Origin of the sequence: Pseudomonas sp. Root71 (assembly GCF_001429045.1) — a bacterium.
Classification (GTDB): Bacteria; Pseudomonadota; Gammaproteobacteria; order Pseudomonadales; family Pseudomonadaceae; genus Aquipseudomonas; species Aquipseudomonas monachiensis.
Genome location: NZ_LMHY01000029.1, coordinates 350,799 through 368,661 on the forward strand (window position 1 = coordinate 350,799; position 17,863 = coordinate 368,661).

At 62.0% G+C, this 17,863-nt stretch carries 16 protein-coding genes; 14 read left to right on the plus strand and 2 right to left on the minus strand.

Annotated elements, in window-relative coordinates; translation table 11 throughout:
- Positions 1 to 51: 51 nt before the first annotated feature.
- Positions 52 to 567, minus strand: a complete 516-nt coding sequence (locus tag ASD95_RS25400; RefSeq protein WP_056727237.1) for a DUF2062 domain-containing protein — start codon at positions 565 to 567, stop codon at positions 52 to 54.
- 135 nt (positions 568 to 702) lie between these two features.
- Here ASD95_RS25400 and ASD95_RS25405 point away from each other — a divergent pair, with 135 nt between their 5' ends.
- The 12 genes from ASD95_RS25405 to ASD95_RS25460 all read left to right on the plus strand — a co-directional run bounded on the left by ASD95_RS25405 (position 703) and on the right by ASD95_RS25460 (position 12,165).
- Positions 703 to 2,937, plus strand: a complete 2,235-nt coding sequence (locus ASD95_RS25405) for a DNA internalization-related competence protein ComEC/Rec2 (RefSeq protein ID WP_056727236.1) — start codon at positions 703 to 705, stop codon at positions 2,935 to 2,937.
- 98 nt (positions 2,938 to 3,035) lie between these two features.
- Positions 3,036 to 3,671 (plus strand): MotA/TolQ/ExbB proton channel family protein, encoded by a 636-nt coding sequence (locus ASD95_RS25410; RefSeq protein WP_056727235.1) that lies wholly within the window; start codon positions 3,036 to 3,038, stop codon positions 3,669 to 3,671.
- Positions 3,668 to 4,096 carry an ExbD/TolR family protein gene (locus ASD95_RS25415; protein ID WP_056727234.1) on the plus strand — a complete coding sequence of 143 codons (429 nt, stop codon included), beginning with the start codon at positions 3,668 to 3,670 and terminating at the stop codon, positions 4,094 to 4,096. Before ASD95_RS25410 ends, ASD95_RS25415 begins: the two co-directional genes overlap by 4 nt.
- On the plus strand, positions 4,096 to 5,106 hold the full coding sequence (gene lpxK / locus ASD95_RS25420; RefSeq protein WP_056727233.1) for a tetraacyldisaccharide 4'-kinase: 1,011 nt from the start codon (positions 4,096 to 4,098) through the stop codon (positions 5,104 to 5,106). Before ASD95_RS25415 ends, lpxK begins: the two co-directional genes overlap by 1 nt.
- A 24-nt stretch (positions 5,107 to 5,130) precedes the next feature.
- Entirely contained in the window at positions 5,131 to 5,316 is a 186-nt protein-coding gene (locus ASD95_RS25425) for a Trm112 family protein (protein WP_003179363.1), read from the plus strand.
- A complete protein-coding gene (gene kdsB, locus ASD95_RS25430; RefSeq protein WP_056727232.1) occupies positions 5,313 to 6,077 on the plus strand; it encodes a 3-deoxy-manno-octulosonate cytidylyltransferase in 765 nt (254 codons plus the stop codon). The genes ASD95_RS25425 and kdsB overlap by 4 nt, the downstream gene beginning before the upstream one ends.
- Entirely contained in the window at positions 6,077 to 6,541 is a 465-nt protein-coding gene (locus ASD95_RS25435; RefSeq protein WP_056727231.1) for a low molecular weight protein-tyrosine-phosphatase, read from the plus strand. Before kdsB ends, ASD95_RS25435 begins: the two co-directional genes overlap by 1 nt.
- On the plus strand, positions 6,538 to 7,557 hold the full coding sequence (gene murB, locus ASD95_RS25440; RefSeq protein ID WP_056727230.1) for a UDP-N-acetylmuramate dehydrogenase: 1,020 nt from the start codon (positions 6,538 to 6,540) through the stop codon (positions 7,555 to 7,557). The genes ASD95_RS25435 and murB overlap by 4 nt, the downstream gene beginning before the upstream one ends.
- Before the next feature lie 249 nt (positions 7,558 to 7,806).
- On the plus strand, positions 7,807 to 8,277 hold the full coding sequence (locus tag ASD95_RS25445) for a (2Fe-2S)-binding protein (protein ID WP_015096391.1): 471 nt from the start codon (positions 7,807 to 7,809) through the stop codon (positions 8,275 to 8,277).
- Positions 8,274 to 10,595 carry a xanthine dehydrogenase family protein molybdopterin-binding subunit gene (locus tag ASD95_RS25450; RefSeq protein WP_056727229.1) on the plus strand — a complete coding sequence of 774 codons (2,322 nt, stop codon included), beginning with the start codon at positions 8,274 to 8,276 and terminating at the stop codon, positions 10,593 to 10,595. Before ASD95_RS25445 ends, ASD95_RS25450 begins: the two co-directional genes overlap by 4 nt.
- Positions 10,595 to 11,578 carry an XdhC family protein gene (locus tag ASD95_RS25455; protein ID WP_056727228.1) on the plus strand — a complete coding sequence of 328 codons (984 nt, stop codon included), beginning with the start codon at positions 10,595 to 10,597 and terminating at the stop codon, positions 11,576 to 11,578. The genes ASD95_RS25450 and ASD95_RS25455 overlap by 1 nt, the downstream gene beginning before the upstream one ends.
- Positions 11,575 to 12,165 (plus strand): nucleotidyltransferase family protein, encoded by a 591-nt coding sequence (locus ASD95_RS25460; protein WP_056727227.1) that lies wholly within the window; start codon positions 11,575 to 11,577, stop codon positions 12,163 to 12,165. The genes ASD95_RS25455 and ASD95_RS25460 overlap by 4 nt, the downstream gene beginning before the upstream one ends.
- Positions 12,166 to 12,304: 139 nt before the next feature.
- Here the strand turns inward: ASD95_RS25460 and rne are convergent, their stop codons facing one another.
- Entirely contained in the window at positions 12,305 to 15,535 is a 3,231-nt protein-coding gene (gene rne, locus ASD95_RS25465; protein WP_056727226.1) for a ribonuclease E, read from the minus strand.
- A gap of 702 nt (positions 15,536 to 16,237) precedes the next feature.
- On the opposite strand from rne, the gene rluC reads away from it, so the two are divergent.
- Together rluC and ASD95_RS25475 are read left to right on the plus strand one after the other, a co-directional pair.
- Positions 16,238 to 17,200: a 23S rRNA pseudouridine(955/2504/2580) synthase RluC gene (gene rluC, locus ASD95_RS25470; RefSeq protein WP_056727225.1), complete on the plus strand. Its 963-nt coding sequence runs from the start codon at positions 16,238 to 16,240 to the stop codon at positions 17,198 to 17,200.
- Positions 17,187 to 17,849, plus strand: a complete 663-nt coding sequence (locus ASD95_RS25475) for an HAD-IA family hydrolase (protein ID WP_056727224.1) — start codon at positions 17,187 to 17,189, stop codon at positions 17,847 to 17,849. Before rluC ends, ASD95_RS25475 begins: the two co-directional genes overlap by 14 nt.
- Positions 17,850 to 17,863 lie beyond the last annotated feature (14 nt).

The following is a 17,863-nucleotide window of genomic DNA, read 5'->3' on the forward strand; positions in this document are numbered from 1 at the left end:
GCCCAGCCACCGAAAAAAAACGGCCTCCCAAGTGGAGGCCGTTCTGCATTCTCACATCCGGCTTTTCTTGCGCCGCTTCCACTGCCTGGCCACCCACCAGCGCCAATACATCATCACCAGGAAGTAGGCCAGTGCACCCAGTACCAGCCCCGTCACTACCGAGCCCAGCAGGAACGGTTGCCACAAGGTCGAGATTTCACCCCTGATCCATTCCCAGGTCAGTGAGTCCGGCAACTGTCGGGCGGGAACGTCCATCAGCCAGGCGCCGGTCTGGTAGGTGCAGAAGAACACCGCGGGCATGGTGATCGGGTTGGTCAGCCAGACCAGACTCACGGCTATCGGCATGTTGCCGCGCACGATGATGGCGAGGATTGCCGCCAGCAGCATCTGCAGCGGGATCGGCAGGAACGCGGCGAACAGGCCCACCGCCATGGCGCGGGCAACGGAGTGGCGGTTGAGGTGCCACAGGTTCGGGTCATGCAGCAGCGTGCCGAGAAAGCGTAAGGATTTGTGTTCCCTGATACTCATCGGGTCTGGCATGTAACGTTTGAATAAGCGCCGGGGCATAAGGCTTCTCGGTCGGTCAAGGCGGCAAGTATGTCTGGATTCCATGAACTACCCATTCAGACTTTGTGACAATTAATAACGGCGCTGGCGCGATGGGCGGGCTAAGCCTTGGAGGGGACTTTCAAGGACGGGCTTATGCGCACAGGGATGATGGCGCTGGCGCTGGGTCTGTTGACCTTGCGTTTTTTACCGGTATTACCGCCGGTCTGGTTGTGGCTGGCGATGCCGGTGGCGGGTCTGATGTTGCTGCCGTTCAGGACCTATCCGGTGGCGTTTTACCTGTTCGGCTTGAGTTGGGCCTGCGCGAATGCGCAGTGGGCGCTGGATGACCGGTTGCCGCCGGCGCTGGATGGAGAAACCCGCTGGGTCGAAGGCCGGGTCACGGGCTTGCCCCGGCAGGACGATGGCGTCGTGCGTTTCGAATTGACCGACATCCAGTCCCGACGGACCCGGCTGCCGCGGCAAATGCGCCTGGCCTGGTATGGCGGACCGCCGGTGAGCGGTGGCGAGCGCTGGCGGCTGGCCGTCAAGTTGAAGCGCCCGGTCGGGCTCCTCAATCCGCAGGCCTTCGACTATCAGGCCTGGTTGTTGGCGCAACGCATCGGGGCCATCGGGACGATCAAGCAGGGCGAACGCCTTGCGCCAGCCCGATGGGCCTGGCGCGATGCCATCCGCCAGCGTTTGCTGGCGGTGGATGCCCAAGGGCGAAGCGGCGCGTTGACGGCATTGGTACTCGGGGACGGCGCCGGGCTGAGCCGCGAAGACTGGCAGGTATTGCAGGACACCGGCACGGTGCATCTGTTGGTGATTTCCGGGCAGCACATCGGATTGTTGGCGGGCGTGGTGTATCTGTTGATCGCCGGCCTGGCCCGCTTCGGGTTATGGCCGAACCGTCTGCCATGGTTGCCCTGGGCGTGTGGCCTGGCATTCGCCGCTGCGCTCGGCTACGGGATGCTGGCCGGTTTCGAGGTGCCGGTGCGGCGGGCCTGCCTGATGATTGCAATGGTGTTGTTGTGGCGTCTGCGGTTCCGTCATCTCGGTGCATGGTGGCCACTGTTGCTGGCACTCGACGGCATATTGCTGCTGGAACCGCTGTCGAGTCTCCAGCCTGGTTTCTGGCTGTCTTTCGCGGCCGTGGCAGTCTTGATATTGACCTTCGGCGGACGTTTGGGGCCTTGGCGCTGGTGGCAGACCTGGACCCGTGCCCAGTGGCTGATTGCAATCGGTCTGTGTCCGTTGTTACTGGCGCTGGGGTTGCCAATCAGTCTCAGCGGGCCGCTGGCCAATTTATTTGCGGTGCCCTGGATCAGTCTGGTGGTCCTGCCGCCGGCGTTGCTCGGGACACTGTTGCTGCCGGTGCCTTACGTGGGTGAGAAGTTGCTGTGGCTGGCCGGTGGCCTGATCGATGGCTGGTTCAGGGCGTTGGGGCTCGTCTCCGGCCAGGTTCCCGCGTGGGTGCCCGCGGCAGTCCCGCCATGGGCTTGGGTAATCGGTGCCATTGGCGCCTTTTTGCTATTGCTGCCGCGAGGCTTGCCGATGCGCCCGTTAGGTTGGCCCATGCTGTTGATGCTGGTTTTTTCGCCCAGGCCGATGTTGCAGGAGGGCATGGCCGAAGTCTGGCAACTGGATGTGGGGCAGGGCTTGTCAATCCTGGTACGCACTCGGCATCACACGTTGCTGTACGACGCCGGCCCGCGTTTCGGTGAACTCGACCAAGGGGAGCGGGTGGTGCTGCCGGCATTGCGCAAACTGGGGGTGAAGGGGCTCGACATGATGCTTATCAGCCACGCCCATGCCGATCATGCCGGCGGTGCCCCGGCGATTGCCAGGGGCTTGCCGGTGAAACAGGTGGTCAGTGGTGAACCGTCAGACTTGCCTGCGCAATTGCAAGCCGGGAGCTGTGAGAGCGGTCGGCAATGGACCTGGGATGAAGTCGATTTCCAGTTCTGGCACTGGCCATTGGCCGGCGACAGCAACCAGAACTCCTGTGTCTTGTTGATCGAAGCCAATGGTGAACGGTTGCTGTTGAGTGGCGACATTGATGCCGCCGCCGAAAGAGCCCTGCTGGACAGCGCGTTGGCCCGGCCCACCGATTGGCTGCAGGCGCCACACCACGGCAGTCGCAGTTCGTCGTCCAATGTCCTGTTGGATGTCCTGCGACCCAAAGGGGGGCTGATCTCTCGCGGGCAAGGCAATTCGTTTGGCCATCCGCATCCTACGGTCATCGCGCGTTATCAAAAACGTGGAGTGGCGATCTACGACAGCGTCGAACAGGGTGCCATTCGTCTGCAACTGGGACGCTTCGAGTCGCCGTGGTCAATGCGCCAGGAACGGCGTTTCTGGCGCGATCCGCCGCCCTTGAATCCATAAACGAGCATTATAAAGGCACGACCGGATGCGACATCACGGTCTTCGGTGCTTGCACCCCCTATGTTAGAGTGGCGCACTTTTTCGAGGGGGCTGTCACTGTGTGGGAATTGGTCAAATCCGGCGGCTGGATGATGCTGCCGATCATTTTGAGTTCCATCGCGGCCATGGCGATCGTTGCCGAGCGTCTGTGGACCCTGCGGGCCAGCCGCGTGACCCCGGAGCACTTGCTCGGGCAGGTCTGGGTCTGGATCAAGGACAAGAAACTCAACAAAGACAGACTCAAGGAACTGCGCGCCAACTCGCCGCTGGGTGAGATCCTCGCCGCGGGCCTTGCCAACTCCAAGCATGGTCGCGAGATCATGAAAGAGTGCATCGAAGAGGCTGCTGCGCGGGTCATCCACGATCTGGAACGTTACATCAACGCCCTCGGCACTATTGCTGCCATGGCCCCGTTGCTGGGCTTGCTTGGTACCGTGCTGGGCATGATCGATATTTTCAGCGCGTTTACCGGCAGTGGCATGACCACCAACGCTTCGGTGCTGGCCGGTGGTATTTCCAAGGCCCTGATCACCACGGCCGCCGGTTTGATGGTCGGTATCCCGGCGGTATTCTTCCATCGATTCCTGCAACGCCGGATCGATGAGCTGGTGGTAGGGATGGAGCAGGAAGCGATCAAACTGGTCGAGGTAGTGCAGGGCGACCGCGACGTGGACCTGGCCGAGGGCAAAGCGTGAAATTCCGCCGCAAACCACGGGAAACGGTGGACATCAACCTCGCGTCGCTGATCGACGTGGTGTTCATCCTGCTGTTGTTTTTTGTCGTGACCACCACCTTCACCCGTGAAACCCAGCTACGCGTCGATCTGCCGGAAGCCGTCAGCGGCGCGCCGGCCGACGATCAGAACAAGTCATTGGACATCGCCATCAGCGCCGACGGCGTGTTCTCGGTGAACAACCGGATTTTGCCGAAAAGCGACCTGGCTTCGCTGATGGACGCGCTGCAAAAAGAAGCCAATGGCGACACCAGCCGACCGCTGTCCATCAGCGCTGACGGCAAGACTGCGCATCAGTCCGTGGTGACAGCCATGGATGCAGCCGGCAAGCTCGGCTTCAGTCATTTGCGCATGACCACCATCGAGGCGGCGCCCCCGGCGCCCTGATGGCCATGTCCGATCGATTGCTCGCCGCGTGGTACGCAGGTCATCCGGCCCTGAAACTGCTGCAGCCGCTGGAATGGTTGTACCGGCGCGTGGTCATGAACAAGCGCAAGCGCTTTCTGGCGGGTGAGGGCGAGATCTATCAGCCGCCGGTGCCGCTGATCGTGGTCGGCAACATCACCGTGGGTGGCACCGGCAAGACGCCGCTGATTCTGTGGATGATCGACCACTGCCAGCGCAGCGGCCTGCGGGTCGGCGTGGTCAGCCGGGGCTACGGCGCCAAACCGCCGCAATTGCCATGGCGGGTCGAGGCCGAGCACAGCGCCGACGTCGCCGGTGACGAGCCGTTGCTGATCGTCCAGCGCACAGGCGTGCCGCTGATGATCGACCCCAATCGCAGCAATGCCGTCAAAGCCTTGCTGGCCAGCGAGCCGCTGGACCTGATCCTGTCCGACGACGGCATGCAGCACTACCGCCTGGCCCGTGACCTGGAACTGGTGCTGATCGATGCCGCCCGCGGCCTGGGCAACCGCCGTTGCCTGCCTGCCGGGCCATTGCGTGAGCCGGTCGAGCGTCTGCAAAGCGTCGACGCGGTGCTCTACAATGGTGCCGCATCTGACCGAGATGATGGATTTGCCTTCCAGTTGCAACCCACCGCGCTGGTCAACCTGCGCAGCGGCGAACGACGTCCCCTTGACTACTTCCCCAGCGGCCAGGCCCTGCACGCGGTGGCCGGCATCGGCAATCCGCAACGTTTCTTCAAGACCCTCGAAACGCTACACTGGCAGCCGGTTCCACATGCGTTTGCCGACCACGCCGAATACAGCGTGCAGGCGTTGAATTTCACGCCGTCATTGCCGTTGGTGATGACGGAAAAGGACGCGGTGAAATGCCGTGCCTTTGCCGCCGCCGACTGGTGGTACCTGGCGGTCGATGCCGTGCCGTCGCCGGCCTTCGTGGCCTGGTTCGACACACAGTTGATGCGCCTGCTGCCGGCTCGTTTGTTGCCTTAACTCCGTTTTTTCCAGGGAATGCTCATGGACACCAAATTGCTCGATATCCTCGCTTGCCCGGTCTGCAAAGGCCCGCTCAAGCTCAGCGCCGACAAGACCGAGCTGATCAGCAAGGGTGCAGGCCTGGCCTACCCGATTCGCGACGGCATCCCGGTGATGCTCGAATCCGAAGCGCGCACCCTGACCACCGACGAGCGCCTGGATAAATGACCACAGCCTTTACCGTCGTCATTCCATCGCGTTACGCCTCCACCCGCCTGCCGGGCAAGCCGCTGCTGCTGATCGCCGGCAAGCCGATGATCCAGCACGTCTGGGAACAGGCGAGTAAAAGCAGCGCCGGGCGTGTGGTGGTGGCCACCGACGACGCGCGCATCGTCGAGGCCTGCAAAGGCTTTGGTGCCGAAGTGGTACTGACCCGTGAAGACCACAACTCCGGCACTGATCGCCTGGCCGAAGTCGCGATGAAGCTGGGCCTGGCGCCCGACGCCATCGTGGTCAACGTCCAGGGCGACGAGCCGCTGATCCCGCCGAGCGTGATCGATCAGGTCGCCGCCAACCTGGCGGCCCACGCCGAAGCGCGCATGGCCACCCTGGCCGAGCCGATCGAAGACGCGGACACCCTGTTCAATCCCAACGTGGTCAAGGTCGTCAGCGACCTCAATGGCCTGGCGCTGACGTTCAGTCGTTCCACTTTGCCTTGGGCGCGGGATGCATTCGCCGTGAACCCTGAGCAGTTGCCCGAAGGTGTGCCGTATCGCCGCCATATCGGTATCTATGCCTACCGCGCCGGTTTCCTCCAGGATTTCGTCAGCTGGGGCCCATGCTGGCTGGAAAACACCGAGTGCCTGGAACAGCTGCGTGCGCTGTGGCACGGCGTGCGGATCCACGTGGCCGACGCACTGATCGCGCCGCCAGCCGGCGTCGATACCGTTGAAGACCTTGAGCGCGTTCGTCGCCTGCTGGAGGCGTGATGCGGGTTCTGTTTGTCTGCCTGGGCAACATCTGCCGTTCCCCCACGGCCGAAGGCGTGCTGCGGCATAAACTGCGCGAGGCCGGCCTGGCCGATCAAGTTGAAGTGGCCTCCGCCGGCACCGGTGACTGGCATGTCGGCAAGGCGCCGGACAAGCGCAGTCAGGCAGCGGCGAAGCTGCGCGGTTATGACTTGTCCGCCCAGCGCGCCCGGCAAGTCAGCCGTGCCGATTTCGCCACCTACGACCTGATCCTGGCGATGGACAATAGCAACCTGCGCAACCTCAAGGCCTTGCAGCCGGCCAAGGGCAAGGCCGAACTCGACCTGTTCCTGCGTCGCTACCAGTCGCCGGTCGATGAAGTGCCGGATCCGTACTATGACGGCGAGCAGGGCTTCGAGCAGGTGCTGGACCTGATCGAACGCGCCAGTGATTTGCTGGTGATCGAATTGAAGGGACGGTTATGAGTTTGCAGGTTCAATCGCAGGTTTCGCTCAAGCCGTTCAACAGCTTTGGCGTGGATGTCCAGGCCCGGTTCTTTGCCGAGGCCCATAGCGACGCCGATGTGCGCGAAGCCTTGGCCTACGGGCTGGAGCGCAAGGTCCCGGTGCTGGTGATCGGCGGCGGCAGCAACCTGCTGCTGACGGCGGATATCGATTCACTGGTGCTGCGCATGGCCACCCGCGGGAGTCGCGTGCTGAGCGATGAGGGCGGTAAAGTGGTGGTCGAGGCCGAGGCGGGCGAGCCCTGGCATCCTTTTGTGCAACACACACTGTCCATGGGTTTGTCCGGTCTGGAAAACCTCAGCCTGATTCCCGGCACTGTCGGTGCGGCACCAATGCAGAACATTGGCGCTTATGGGGTCGAGATCAAGGACGTCTTCGCCGGCCTCACTGCCCTCGATCGCCAGACCGGCGAACTGCGCGATTTCACATTGCAAGAGTGCAACTTCGCTTACCGCGACAGCCTGTTCAAACAGGAGCCGGGGCGCTGGTTGATCCTGCGCGTACGTTTCGCCCTCGACCGCGCCGCGCATCTGCACCTGGAGTACGGCCCGGTGCGTCAGCGCCTGACCGAACAGGGCATCGAGCATCCGACCGCCAGCGATGTCAGCCAGGCCATTTGCAGCATCCGCAACGAAAAACTTCCGGACCCGGCCGTACTCGGCAATGCCGGCAGCTTCTTCAAGAACCCTTTGGTGTCGGCGGCGCTGGCTGCACGACTCAAGGGCGAATACCCCGACCTGGTGGCCTATGCGCAACCCGACGGGCAGATGAAGCTGGCCGCCGGTTGGCTGATCGAGCGGGCAGGGTGGAAGGGGTTCCGTGAGGCTGATGCTGGCGTGCATAAATTGCAGGCGCTGGTGCTGGTCAATTATGGCGGCGCGACGGGCCTGCAACTGCTGAACCTGGCGCAGCGCATCCAGAAAGACATTTCCGAGCGTTTCCATGTCGATCTGGAAATGGAGCCAAACCGCTATTGAGAACGCCCCCTAAGCTTCCAGGACAGATCAAAAAGCCCTGCACAATGTTTATTGTGCAGGGCTTTTTTGTTAATGCTCGGTTAACTTAGTCAGCTAACGATGCACACTCTTGCTCCACCAAAGGCCCGGTGCAGACCGTTTTCGTCTGTACAAGAGAGCCCATTAGCCTGAGTCGATCTGCGTGCGACCCACCGAGATCCAGCGGCAGATTGCTCGACCCCATCACTCAAGATCTATGCGGGCGTGCCCATGATTACCCTGAAACTCAATGGTCAAGACCATCAACTCGACGTCACCGAGGACATGCCGTTGCTCTGGGCAATCCGCGATGTGGCCGGTTACAACGGCACCAAATTCGGTTGCGGCATGGGCCTGTGCGGCGCCTGCACCATTCATATCGAAGGGGCTCCGGCACGCAGTTGCATCACGCCCATCGGTTCTGTCGTCGGGCAGAATGTCAGCACCATCGACAACCTGCACGCCGACCCGATCGGCAAAGTCGTGCAGCAAGCCTGGCTCGACACGGCAGTGGCCCAATGTGGCTTCTGCCAGGGCGGGCAAATCATGTCGGCGACAGCGCTGCTCAAGACCCATCCGAACCCGAGCGACGAGCAGATCGAGGAAGCCATGGTCGGCAACATCTGCCGCTGCGGCACCTACAATCGCATCAAGACCGCGATCCGCCAGGCCTCCACTCACCTGAAGGAGGCCAAGGCATGAGCCGGTTACCGAATGATTTCGCCCTGAGCAACCTTAGTCGCCGTGGTTTTCTGAAAGGCGTGGGCGCCACCAGCGCGCTGGTTTTGGCGGCGAGCTGGGGCTGGCAAGACGCTTTTGCCGAGGACAAAGAGAAAAAGTTCGGTGCCGACGGCATGCCTCACGGTTGGGTCGACGATCCGAAAGTCTATGTGAGCATCGCCGCCGATGGCACGGTGACCGTGATCTGCAATCGCTCGGAGATGGGCCAGGGCGTGCGCACCAGCCTGACCATGGTGGTGGCCGATGAACTGGAGGCCGATTGGGCAAGGGTCAAAGTACAGCAGGCCCCCGGCGATGAAGTACGTTTCGGCAACCAGGACACCGACGGCTCGCGCAGCATGCGTCACTGGTACGAGCCGATGCGTCGCTGCGGTGCCGCTGCGCGGGCCATGCTGGAACAGGCTGCCGCCGACCAGTGGAAAGTGTCCGTCGGCGAGTGCCATGCGCAACTTCATAAAGTCATCCATAAACCGTCGGGTCGTGAGCTGGGCTATGGAGCCCTGGCCGCCGCTGCTGGCGCTTTGGCCGTGCCGGCGCGCGACAGCCTGAGACTCAAGCAACCTTCGGAATTTCGATATATCGGCAAGGAAGGCACCAAGGCCATCGACGGTGAAGACATCGTCAACGGTCGTGCGGTGTACGGCGCCGACGTGCATGTCGACGGCATGCTGTACGCGACCATTGCGCGGCCGACGGTGTATGGCGGCAAGGTCAAAAGCTTCGATGGCAGCGCGGCGATGAAAGTCCCCGGCGTGCTCAAGGTGCTGCAGATCGAAAGCCGTCCGTTGCCTTCGGAGTTCCAACCCTTGGGCGGCATTGCCGTGGTGGCGAGCAATACCTGGGCGGCGATCAAGGGCCGCGAGGCACTGAAAATCGAGTGGGACGACGGCCCCAACGCCAGCTACGACTCGATTGCTTACCGCAAGGAGCTCGAAGCTGCCTCGCTCAAGCCGGGCAAGGTGGTGCGTAATGCCGGCAACATTGAAGAGGCCATGGCCAGCGCCGATAGCACCCTGGAAGCCTCCTACTACTTGCCGCATCTGTCACAGTCGCCGATGGAGCCGATGGTCGCCATTGCGCGGTTCAAGGACGGTGCGTGCGAAGCCTGGGGGCCGAGCCAGGCGCCGCAGGTCACCCGGGAGCGGATCGGCGAGCGCCTGGGCCTGTCGTTCGACAAAGTCACGTTCAACGTGACCCTGCTCGGTGGCGGATTCGGGCGCAAGTCCAAGCCTGACTTCATCATCGAAGCCGCCATCCTCGCCAAGGAGTTCCCCGGCAAAGCGGTGCGGGTGCAATGGACTCGTGAAGACGACATCCACTATTCCTACTTCCACACCGTGTCGGCCGAATATCTCAAGGCCAGCCTGAACAAGGATGGCCTGCCGTCCGGCTGGTTGCACCGTACGGTGGCGCCGAGCATCACTGCGTTGTTTGCGCCGGGCATGAACCATGAGGCGGCGTTCGAGTTGGGCATGGGGTTCACCAACATGGCGTATGCGATTCCCAACATTCGCCTGGAGAACCCCGAGGCAACGGTGCATACCCGGGTGGGTTGGTATCGCTCGGTGTCGAACATTCCCCATGGCTTCGCGATCCAGAGTTTTATCGATGAACTGGCGCACAAGGCCGGGCAGGACCCGCTGAAGTACCAGATCAGATTGCTCGGCCCGGACCGTCAGATCGATCCGCGCACCTTGAGTGAAGAGTGGAACTACGGCGAGTCCCCCGAGCGTTATCCGATCGACACCGCGCGCCTGCGCACGGTATTGGAGACCGCCGCCAAAGCCGCCGGTTGGGGGCGTGAGTTGCCCAAGGGGCGCGGCCTTGGCCTGGCGGTGCATTACAGCTTCGTGACCTATGTGGCGGCGGTGATCGAGGTGGAGGTCAAGGACGACGGCACCTTGGTCGTGCACAAGGCGGATATTGCGGTGGATTGCGGTCCGCAGATCAACCCCGAACGGATTCGCTCGCAGTTCGAGGGCGCCTGCGTCATGGGCCTGGGCAACGCGGTGCTGGGAGAGATCAGCTTCAAGGACGGCAAGGTCCAGCAGGATAACTTCCATATGTACGAAGTGGCGCGCATGTCCCTGGCGCCGAAGGAAGTGGCGGTGCATCTGGTGACGCCGCCGGGCAACGTGCCGTTGGGCGGTGTGGGTGAACCGGGTGTGCCACCGATTGCGCCGGCCCTGTGCAATGCGATCTTTGCTGCCACTGGCAAACGCATTCGCAATCTGCCGGTTCGTTATCAGCTGTCGGGTTGGCAGAAGGCCGACGCCTGATGGACAGCGCCGATCTGAACGTCCTGCGCAGCGTGTTGCAATGGCATCGCGCCGGTCAGCGGGTGGTGTTGTACAGCGTGGTCGAAACCTGGGGCACAGCGCCCCGGGCACCCGGCGCCATGCTGGCCTTGCGCGAAGACGGCATGGTGATTGGTTCGGTCTCGGGTGGGTGTGTCGAAGATGACTTGATTGCCCGGCTGCACGACGGGCGCCTCGCGCTTGACGGGCCGCCGGTGCAATTGATCACCTACGGCGTGACCCGCGAGGAAGCCGCACGTTTCGGCTTGCCCTGCGGTGGCACCTTGCGCTTGACCGAGGAGCGTATCGACGATGGGGATTGGGTCGAACAATTACTTGCTCGATGCGAGGCCCATGAAATCGTTGCCCGTGAACTGAACCTGACCACCGGCAAAGTGATTTTGCAGCCGGCCGGTAAAGCTGACGTGTTGATGTTCGACGGGCAGACGTTGCGAGCGATCTATGGTCCGCGCTGGCGCTTGCTGCTGATCGGCGCGGGGCAGCTGTCGCGCTATGTGGCGGAAATGGCCCGGCTGCTGGATTTCGAGGTGCTGATTTGCGATCCGCGTAGCGAGTTCGTCTACGGCTGGGAGGAGCAGCACGGACGATTCGTTTCGGGCATGCCGGATGAGGCGGTATTGAACATCCAGACCGATGAGCGCACGGCCATCGTGGCCTTGACCCATGATCCGCGTCTGGACGACATGGCGCTGCTCACAGCCCTGGATTCCAGGGCTTTCTACGTCGGGGCGCTGGGATCGCGGGTCAACAGCCAGAAGCGCCGGGAAAACCTGGCTCAACTGGGGTTGTCGCAATCGGCGATTGACCGCTTGCATGGTCCGATCGGTTTGCACATCGGCAGTCATAATCCGGCGGAAATTGCCTTGTCGCTCATGGCGGAAATCGTGGCGGTCAAAAACGGCATCGAACTGAAGCAGAAGAAAACCCTGCGGGAGGATGTATGAGCAAGTCCATTGGCGTCATCGTGTTGGCGGCGGGGCAGGGCAGTCGATTTCGCCAGGTGGCGGGTGCCGAAAAGGATAAATTGGTGGCCGATTGCACCGGGCGTGACGGCGTGGTGCGGTCCGTCATCGAGCACACGTTGGTCAACCTGCCGGCGGTGCTGGACAAGCGCGTGCTGGTGACCACTGCTGACCGCCCGCAAGTGATTCGCATGGCCCAGGCCTATGGCTGCGAGATTGTACTGATCGAATCGACGGGAATGGGCGACAGCATTGCCGCGGGAGTCGCTGCCTGCAAGCAGCTCGATGGCTGGTTGATGGTGCTGGGAGATATGCCGTTCATTCTGCCATCCAGTATCGAGCAGGTGGTGACAGGTATTGGCGATGACTGTATCAGTGTGCCCGTGCAGGACGGCGAATACGGGCATCCGGTCGGCTTCGGACGGGACTTCGCGGCGGGGTTGATGGCGCTATCGGGGGATCGCGGCGCCAAGCCGTTGTTCGCCCAGGGGCGGGTGGTTGAGGTTGCGGTGAATGATCCCGGGGTTTTGTGGGATGTGGATGTGCCGCAGAAATTGGTTTTTGAGTGAAGTCATAAAGATCGCAGCCTTCGGCAGCTCCTACGTCGTTCATCTGTAGGAGCTGCCGAAGGCTGCGATCTTTTGATCTTTACTGAAATAAAAAGCCCCGCCTGGATCACCAGGCGGGGCTTTTCATTGGCCGATGGAATCAGACGAGAGGTTTAGGCTCGTGTTCTTTTTCCTCGGCTTGCTCGTGTTGCTCTACCGCTTCCTGAACGGAGCGCGGTGCTTCGTGGATCACCGACTCAACCGGCTCGGCAGTCACTTCGGCGGCCGGTGCAGGTTCGGCAGCGACAGCCGCTTCAGCAGGAGCCGCAGCGGCAGCCAGTTCAGCTTCCTTCTGCAGACGCTCGGCTTCACGCTTGCGACGACGCACTTCACGCGGGTCGTTAGGCGCACGGCCACTTGGCGTCAGGGAGCTGGCAGGCGCGGCTTCGACTACCGGAGCGGGTGCTTCGGCAACGACCGGCGCTTCAACGACTGGCGCTTCAATCACCGGCGCTGGAGCCGGTTCCGCGGCGGCAACCACCGGCTCGGAAACCATGGCTTCAGCCACTTGGGTCTCAGCGGCTGGTGCAGCGGCTTCAGCGACGGCTGGCTCGGCAACCCAGTTGAATGCGGTTTGCTCTTCGCGAACTTCACGCACGGTTTCAGTCACGGTTTCAACAACCGCGTCTGCAACCTGGGCAGGAGCTTCTACCACTGGCGCTGGCTCGGCAGCCGCTTCAACAGCTGGCTGAGCTTCCGGCGCTGGCGCTACTTCGATTTCCGGCGAGGCGGTGACTTCGACCGGAGTGGTCGCTTCAACGACTGGCGCTTCAACCGGAGCTGCTTCGAGCGTCGCGGCAGTGGCGCGTTCGGCTTGCACATTGGCTTCAGCTTCGGCTGGAGCGCTGATCACGCTGCTGGCAACGGCTGCGGTGACAGCCAGGCCGGCGGCCAGGTCAGCAGTGCTTGGCGCTTCAGCGTTTTCGCCGGATTCGGACTCTTCCGAACCTTCGATCACGTTGCCGTTGGCGTCACGCTGACGCTCGCGACGGTTGCTGCGACGACGCTGGCCACGGGAGCGGCGGCGTGGACGATCGCCCTCGGCGCCTTCCTGACCGTCTTCCGGCAGTTGCTCTTCGTTGGTGACCAGTTCTTCTTCAGTTGTGGCTGCGGCAGCTTGTTCGGCACGTGGCTGGCGTTCTTCACGCGGTGGGCGTGGAGCGCGTTCTTCACGTGGCTGGCGAGCTGGACGCTCTTCAGCGGTAGCAGCCGTAGCAGCTGTAGCGGCGGCCGGAGCAGCCGGAGTGGCATCCAGGGGCTCGCGCAGTTCACGAACGCGTTCTTCACGCTCGCCACGCGGCTTGCGATCTTCACGCGGAGCGCGCGGTGCACGTTCTTCACGAGGCGCGCGTGGTGCGCGTTCTTCGCGGGCTACTGCTGGCGTTTCTTCGCGGGTCTCGCGAGGTTCACGCACTTCACGTGGCTGACGTTCTTCACGCGGCTCACGTGGTGCGCGCTCTTCACGCGGTGCACGTTCTTCACGAGGCTTGCGCTCTTCATCGCGGCGACCGTTACGGTTGCGGCTCTGCTGGCGACCGTTGCGGCGCTCTTCGTTGCGGGCTGGACGCTCGGTGGTCGCAGGCTTTTCAACCACGGCCGGAGCAACAGGCTCTTCCTTGGTGGCGAACAGGCTCACCAGCGACTTCACCAGGCCTTTGAACAGGCTTGGCTCAGGCACTGCAACCGGAGCAGGGGCTGGAGCGGCCACTTCGGTCGGAACCGGAGCGTTGGCGCGGGCCGGGGCCGTCTTGACCGCGGCTTCCTGGCGAACCAGGGTGCGGGTCGCAGCGGCTGGCTGGACTTCTTCGACTTCGGCAGCGGCAGCGGCGATTTCGTAGCTGGACTGGTTGGTCGCGGCTTCCGGGCTGTCATCACGCAGGCGCTGCACTTCGAAATGCGGCGTTTCGAGGTGATCGTTCGGCAGGATGACGATACGGGCACGGGTGCGCAGTTCGATCTTGGTGATCGAGTTGCGTTTTTCGTTGAGCAGGAACGCGGCCACCGGGATCGGCACTTGTGCACGAACTTCGGCGGTACGGTCTTTCAGGGCTTCTTCTTCGATCAGGCGCAGGATCGCCAGGGACAGCGATTCAACGTCACGGATGATGCCGGTGCCGTTGCAGCGCGGGCAGACGATGCCGCTGCTTTCGCCCAGGGACGGACGCAGGCGCTGACGGGACATTTCCAGCAGGCCGAAGCGCGAGATGCGACCGACTTGCACGCGAGCGCGGTCGGCTTCCAGGCATTCGCGGACTTTCTCTTCCACGGCGCGCTGGTTCTTGGCAGGGGTCATGTCGATGAAGTCGATGACGATCAGGCCACCGATGTCGCGCAGGCGCAACTGACGGGCGATTTCCTCGGCCGCTTCAAGGTTGGTTTGCAGTGCGGTTTCTTCGATGTCGCTGCCTTTGGTGGCGCGCGCCGAGTTGATGTCGATGGACACCAGGGCTTCGGTCGGATCGATAACGATGGAACCGCCGGAAGGCAGTTCGACAACGCGCTGGAAAGCGGTTTCGATCTGGCTTTCGATCTGGAAACGGTTGAACAGCGGAACGCTGTCTTCGTACAGCTTGATCTTGCTGGCGTACTGCGGCATCACCTGGCGGATGAAGGTCAGGGCTTCGTCCTGGGCTTCAACGCTGTCGATCAGCACTTCGCCGATGTCCTGGCGCAGGTAGTCGCGGATCGCGCGGATGATCACGTTGCTTTCCTGGTAGATCAGGAACGGCGCGGCGCGGTCCAGCGAAGCTTCCTTGATGGCGGTCCAGAGTTGCAGCAGGTAGTCGAGGTCCCACTGCATTTCTTCGCTGCTGCGGCCCAGGCCGGCAGTGCGCACGATCAGGCCCATGTCGGCCGGGGCAACCAGGCCGTTCAGGGCTTCACGCAGTTCGTTGCGCTCTTCGCCTTCGATGCGACGGGAGATACCGCCGGCACGCGGGTTGTTCGGCATCAGCACCAGGTAACGACCGGCCAGGCTGATGAAGGTGGTCAGGGCGGCGCCCTTGTTGCCACGCTCTTCTTTTTCGACCTGAACGATGACTTCCTGGCCTTCGCTCAGGACGTCCTTGATGTTGACGCGACCTTCAGGGGCTTTCTTGAAGTATTCGCGGGAGATTTCTTTGAGGGGCAGGAAGCCGTGGCGCTCAGAGCCGAAATCGACAAAGGCAGCCTCGAGGCTTGGTTCGATGCGAGTAATCCGGCCTTTATAGATGTTGGCCTTCTTCTGCTCGCGTGCACCGGATTCGATGTCCAGGTCGTAGAGGCGCTGGCCATCTACCAGTGCAACACGCAACTCTTCGGGTTGAGTTGCGTTAATCAGCATTCTTTTCATGTAGTACCGTCGGTTTCCGGGCTGCCGGAAACGGCGTTCGGCACACACGACTTCTCACGGTCGGTGTCAGGTGCGTCGGGAGTGGTTGGCCATTTCCCGTGTCCAGCGAAGTCCGGCCAATGTGGGCCTTCATCGCGACGTACGCGTCCTGCTTGCTGTGGCTACTTAAGCACTCAGTCAGGAGGAGGAATCAACCAGCGGCTGTGGACGAGATGAAGCGTCTTGAGAAAGCCTGTTGCTACACAGTCCGGCGGTTGTGCATCTCCACCCTACACGTATCCCTGATAATTCGGGTGCTGCCGCGCGCAGAATCCGCAGCGGGTTGGCATTTACCGTGAGCTCCGAAAGGGGAGGTCACGCATCATGGCTAATTTAGGCGTTGTTTCCGATGCCTTCGCTCGGGGTCATTCGCAGCTGACTGCACTTTGTGAACTGGCCGTGAATATGGCTCGCAAAACGAGTGGAAAACTCTGCTTTGTGGCGTGATTCAGGCCTCATGTCACCTGCGCTCGTTACACCTGCAAACTCCACCGTTACGTAGCGAAAGCCCCGTAGGACGGCCTCGCGTCCTGGTGAATTGCGTTGGTCAGGGCCGGTTTTTGACCGTTGGTCCGCTGTCCAGGCCGCTTTTGGCGGCGTTCGCGACTATAGCAGCAATGATTAAGTGCTTCAATTCCATAAAAAATTGTTATCATCCGCGCCATGACGACGACTACCCCCCCGACTCCAGGCGTACAACTGCTTGAGGTCTCGCCGGAATATGCCGGCCAGCGCATTGATAATTTCCTTCTCGCCCGACTCAAAGGCGTGCCCAAGACCTTGATTTACCGCATTTTGCGCAAGGGCGAAGTGCGCGTGAACAAGGGTCGGATCAAGCCCGAGTACAAGCTGCAGGCGGGCGATATCGTGCGCGTGCCGCCGGTTCGCGTGCCCGAGCGCGACGAGCCGGTACCGCTGGCACAAGGCCTGCTGCAGCGGCTCGAAGCCTCGATTGTCTTCGAAGACAAGGCGCTGATCGTGATCAACAAGCCTTGCGGCATCGCCGTTCACGGCGGCAGCGGCTTGAATTACGGTGTCATCGAAGCCTTTCGTCAGTTGCGTCCCGATTGCAAGGAGCTCGAACTGGTTCATCGTCTTGACCGCGACACCTCCGGCTTGCTGATGATCGCCAAGAAACGCAGCATGCTGCGTCACCTGCACACAGCCTTGCGCGGTGATGGCGTTGATAAGCGCTATATGGCGCTGGTTCGCGGTAACTGGGCGTCCTCGATCAAGCAAGTCCGAGCGGCGCTCGGCAAGAGCAATCTGCGCTCCGGTGAGCGTATGGTCGAGGTCGACGAGGAGGAGGGCAAGGAGTCTGTGACCGTGTTCAAGGTCCTGCGTCGCTTTGGCGACTTTGCCACCCTGGTTGAAGCCAGGCCGATCACCGGCCGCACTCACCAGATCCGTGTCCACACGTTGCACGCCGGGCACTGCATTGCCGGCGACACCAAGTATGGCGATGACGATTTCAGTAAGGAAATCCGTGATCTGGGCGGCAAGCGCCTGTTCCTGCACGCCTACATGCTGACCGTGCCGCTCCCCGATGGCGGTGAACTGAAGCTGCAAGCGCCGGTTGACGATATGTGGGCCAAAACCGTGGAGCGATTGAGTGCGCCCATCTGATTACAAGCTGCTGATCTTTGATTGGGACGGCACCCTGGCCGACTCCATTGGCCGAATTGTCGAGGCGATGCACGTTGCCTCCCGGCGTTCCGGTTTTGAGCTGCGCGATGATCTGGCCGTCAAGGGGATCATCGGCCTGGGCTTGCCGGAAGCGATCCGCACCCTGTACCCCGAAATCGACGATGCCGGGCTGATCGCGTTCCGCGAGCACTATGCCGAGCATTACATTGCGTCGGAGGCTGTGCCTTCGCCGCTGTTCGAGGGTGTGGTCGAATCGCTCGAGGCGTTTCGTGCCGAGGGCTATCATCTGGCCGTGGCGACCGGCAAGGCCCGTCGCGGGCTGGATCGGGTGTTGAAGTCCCATGGTTGGGAGAATTACTTCGATATCACTCGCGCCGCCGACGAGACCGCCAGCAAGCCCCATCCGCTGATGCTCGAGCAGATCCTCGCCCATTGCGAGGTTCGCCCGGAGCAGGCGTTGATGGTCGGTGATTCGTCCTTCGATTTGCAGATGGCACGCAACGCCGGCATGGGTTCGGTGGCCGTCAGTTATGGTGCTCAATCGATCGATGCGTTGAAGTTGTATGAGCCGCGACTGGCCATCGACCGTTTTTCAGAATTGCATGCCTGGCTGAGTCAGCGGGCTTAACCGGTTGTTTTTGG

Excerpts from the sequence above, each read along its gene's own strand:
- ASD95_RS25400 (WP_056727237.1), bottom strand. The coding sequence starts at position 567 with ATGCCCCGGCGCTTATTCAAACGTTACATGCCAGACCCGATGAGTATC.
- ASD95_RS25405 (WP_056727236.1), top strand. The coding sequence starts at position 703 with ATGCGCACAGGGATGATGGCGCTGGCGCTGGGTCTGTTGACCTTGCGT.
- lpxK (WP_056727233.1), top strand. The coding sequence starts at position 4,096 with ATGGCCATGTCCGATCGATTGCTCGCCGCGTGGTACGCAGGTCATCCG.
- ASD95_RS25425 (WP_003179363.1), top strand. The coding sequence starts at position 5,131 with ATGGACACCAAATTGCTCGATATCCTCGCTTGCCCGGTCTGCAAAGGC.
- kdsB (WP_056727232.1), top strand. The coding sequence starts at position 5,313 with ATGACCACAGCCTTTACCGTCGTCATTCCATCGCGTTACGCCTCCACC.
- ASD95_RS25435 (WP_056727231.1), top strand. The coding sequence starts at position 6,077 with ATGCGGGTTCTGTTTGTCTGCCTGGGCAACATCTGCCGTTCCCCCACG.
- murB (WP_056727230.1), top strand. The coding sequence starts at position 6,538 with ATGAGTTTGCAGGTTCAATCGCAGGTTTCGCTCAAGCCGTTCAACAGC.
- ASD95_RS25445 (WP_015096391.1), top strand. The coding sequence starts at position 7,807 with ATGATTACCCTGAAACTCAATGGTCAAGACCATCAACTCGACGTCACC.
- ASD95_RS25450 (WP_056727229.1), top strand. The coding sequence starts at position 8,274 with ATGAGCCGGTTACCGAATGATTTCGCCCTGAGCAACCTTAGTCGCCGT.
- ASD95_RS25455 (WP_056727228.1), top strand. The coding sequence starts at position 10,595 with ATGGACAGCGCCGATCTGAACGTCCTGCGCAGCGTGTTGCAATGGCAT.
- ASD95_RS25460 (WP_056727227.1), top strand. The coding sequence starts at position 11,575 with ATGAGCAAGTCCATTGGCGTCATCGTGTTGGCGGCGGGGCAGGGCAGT.
- rne (WP_056727226.1), bottom strand. The coding sequence starts at position 15,535 with ATGAAAAGAATGCTGATTAACGCAACTCAACCCGAAGAGTTGCGTGTT.
- rluC (WP_056727225.1), top strand. The coding sequence starts at position 16,238 with ATGACGACGACTACCCCCCCGACTCCAGGCGTACAACTGCTTGAGGTC.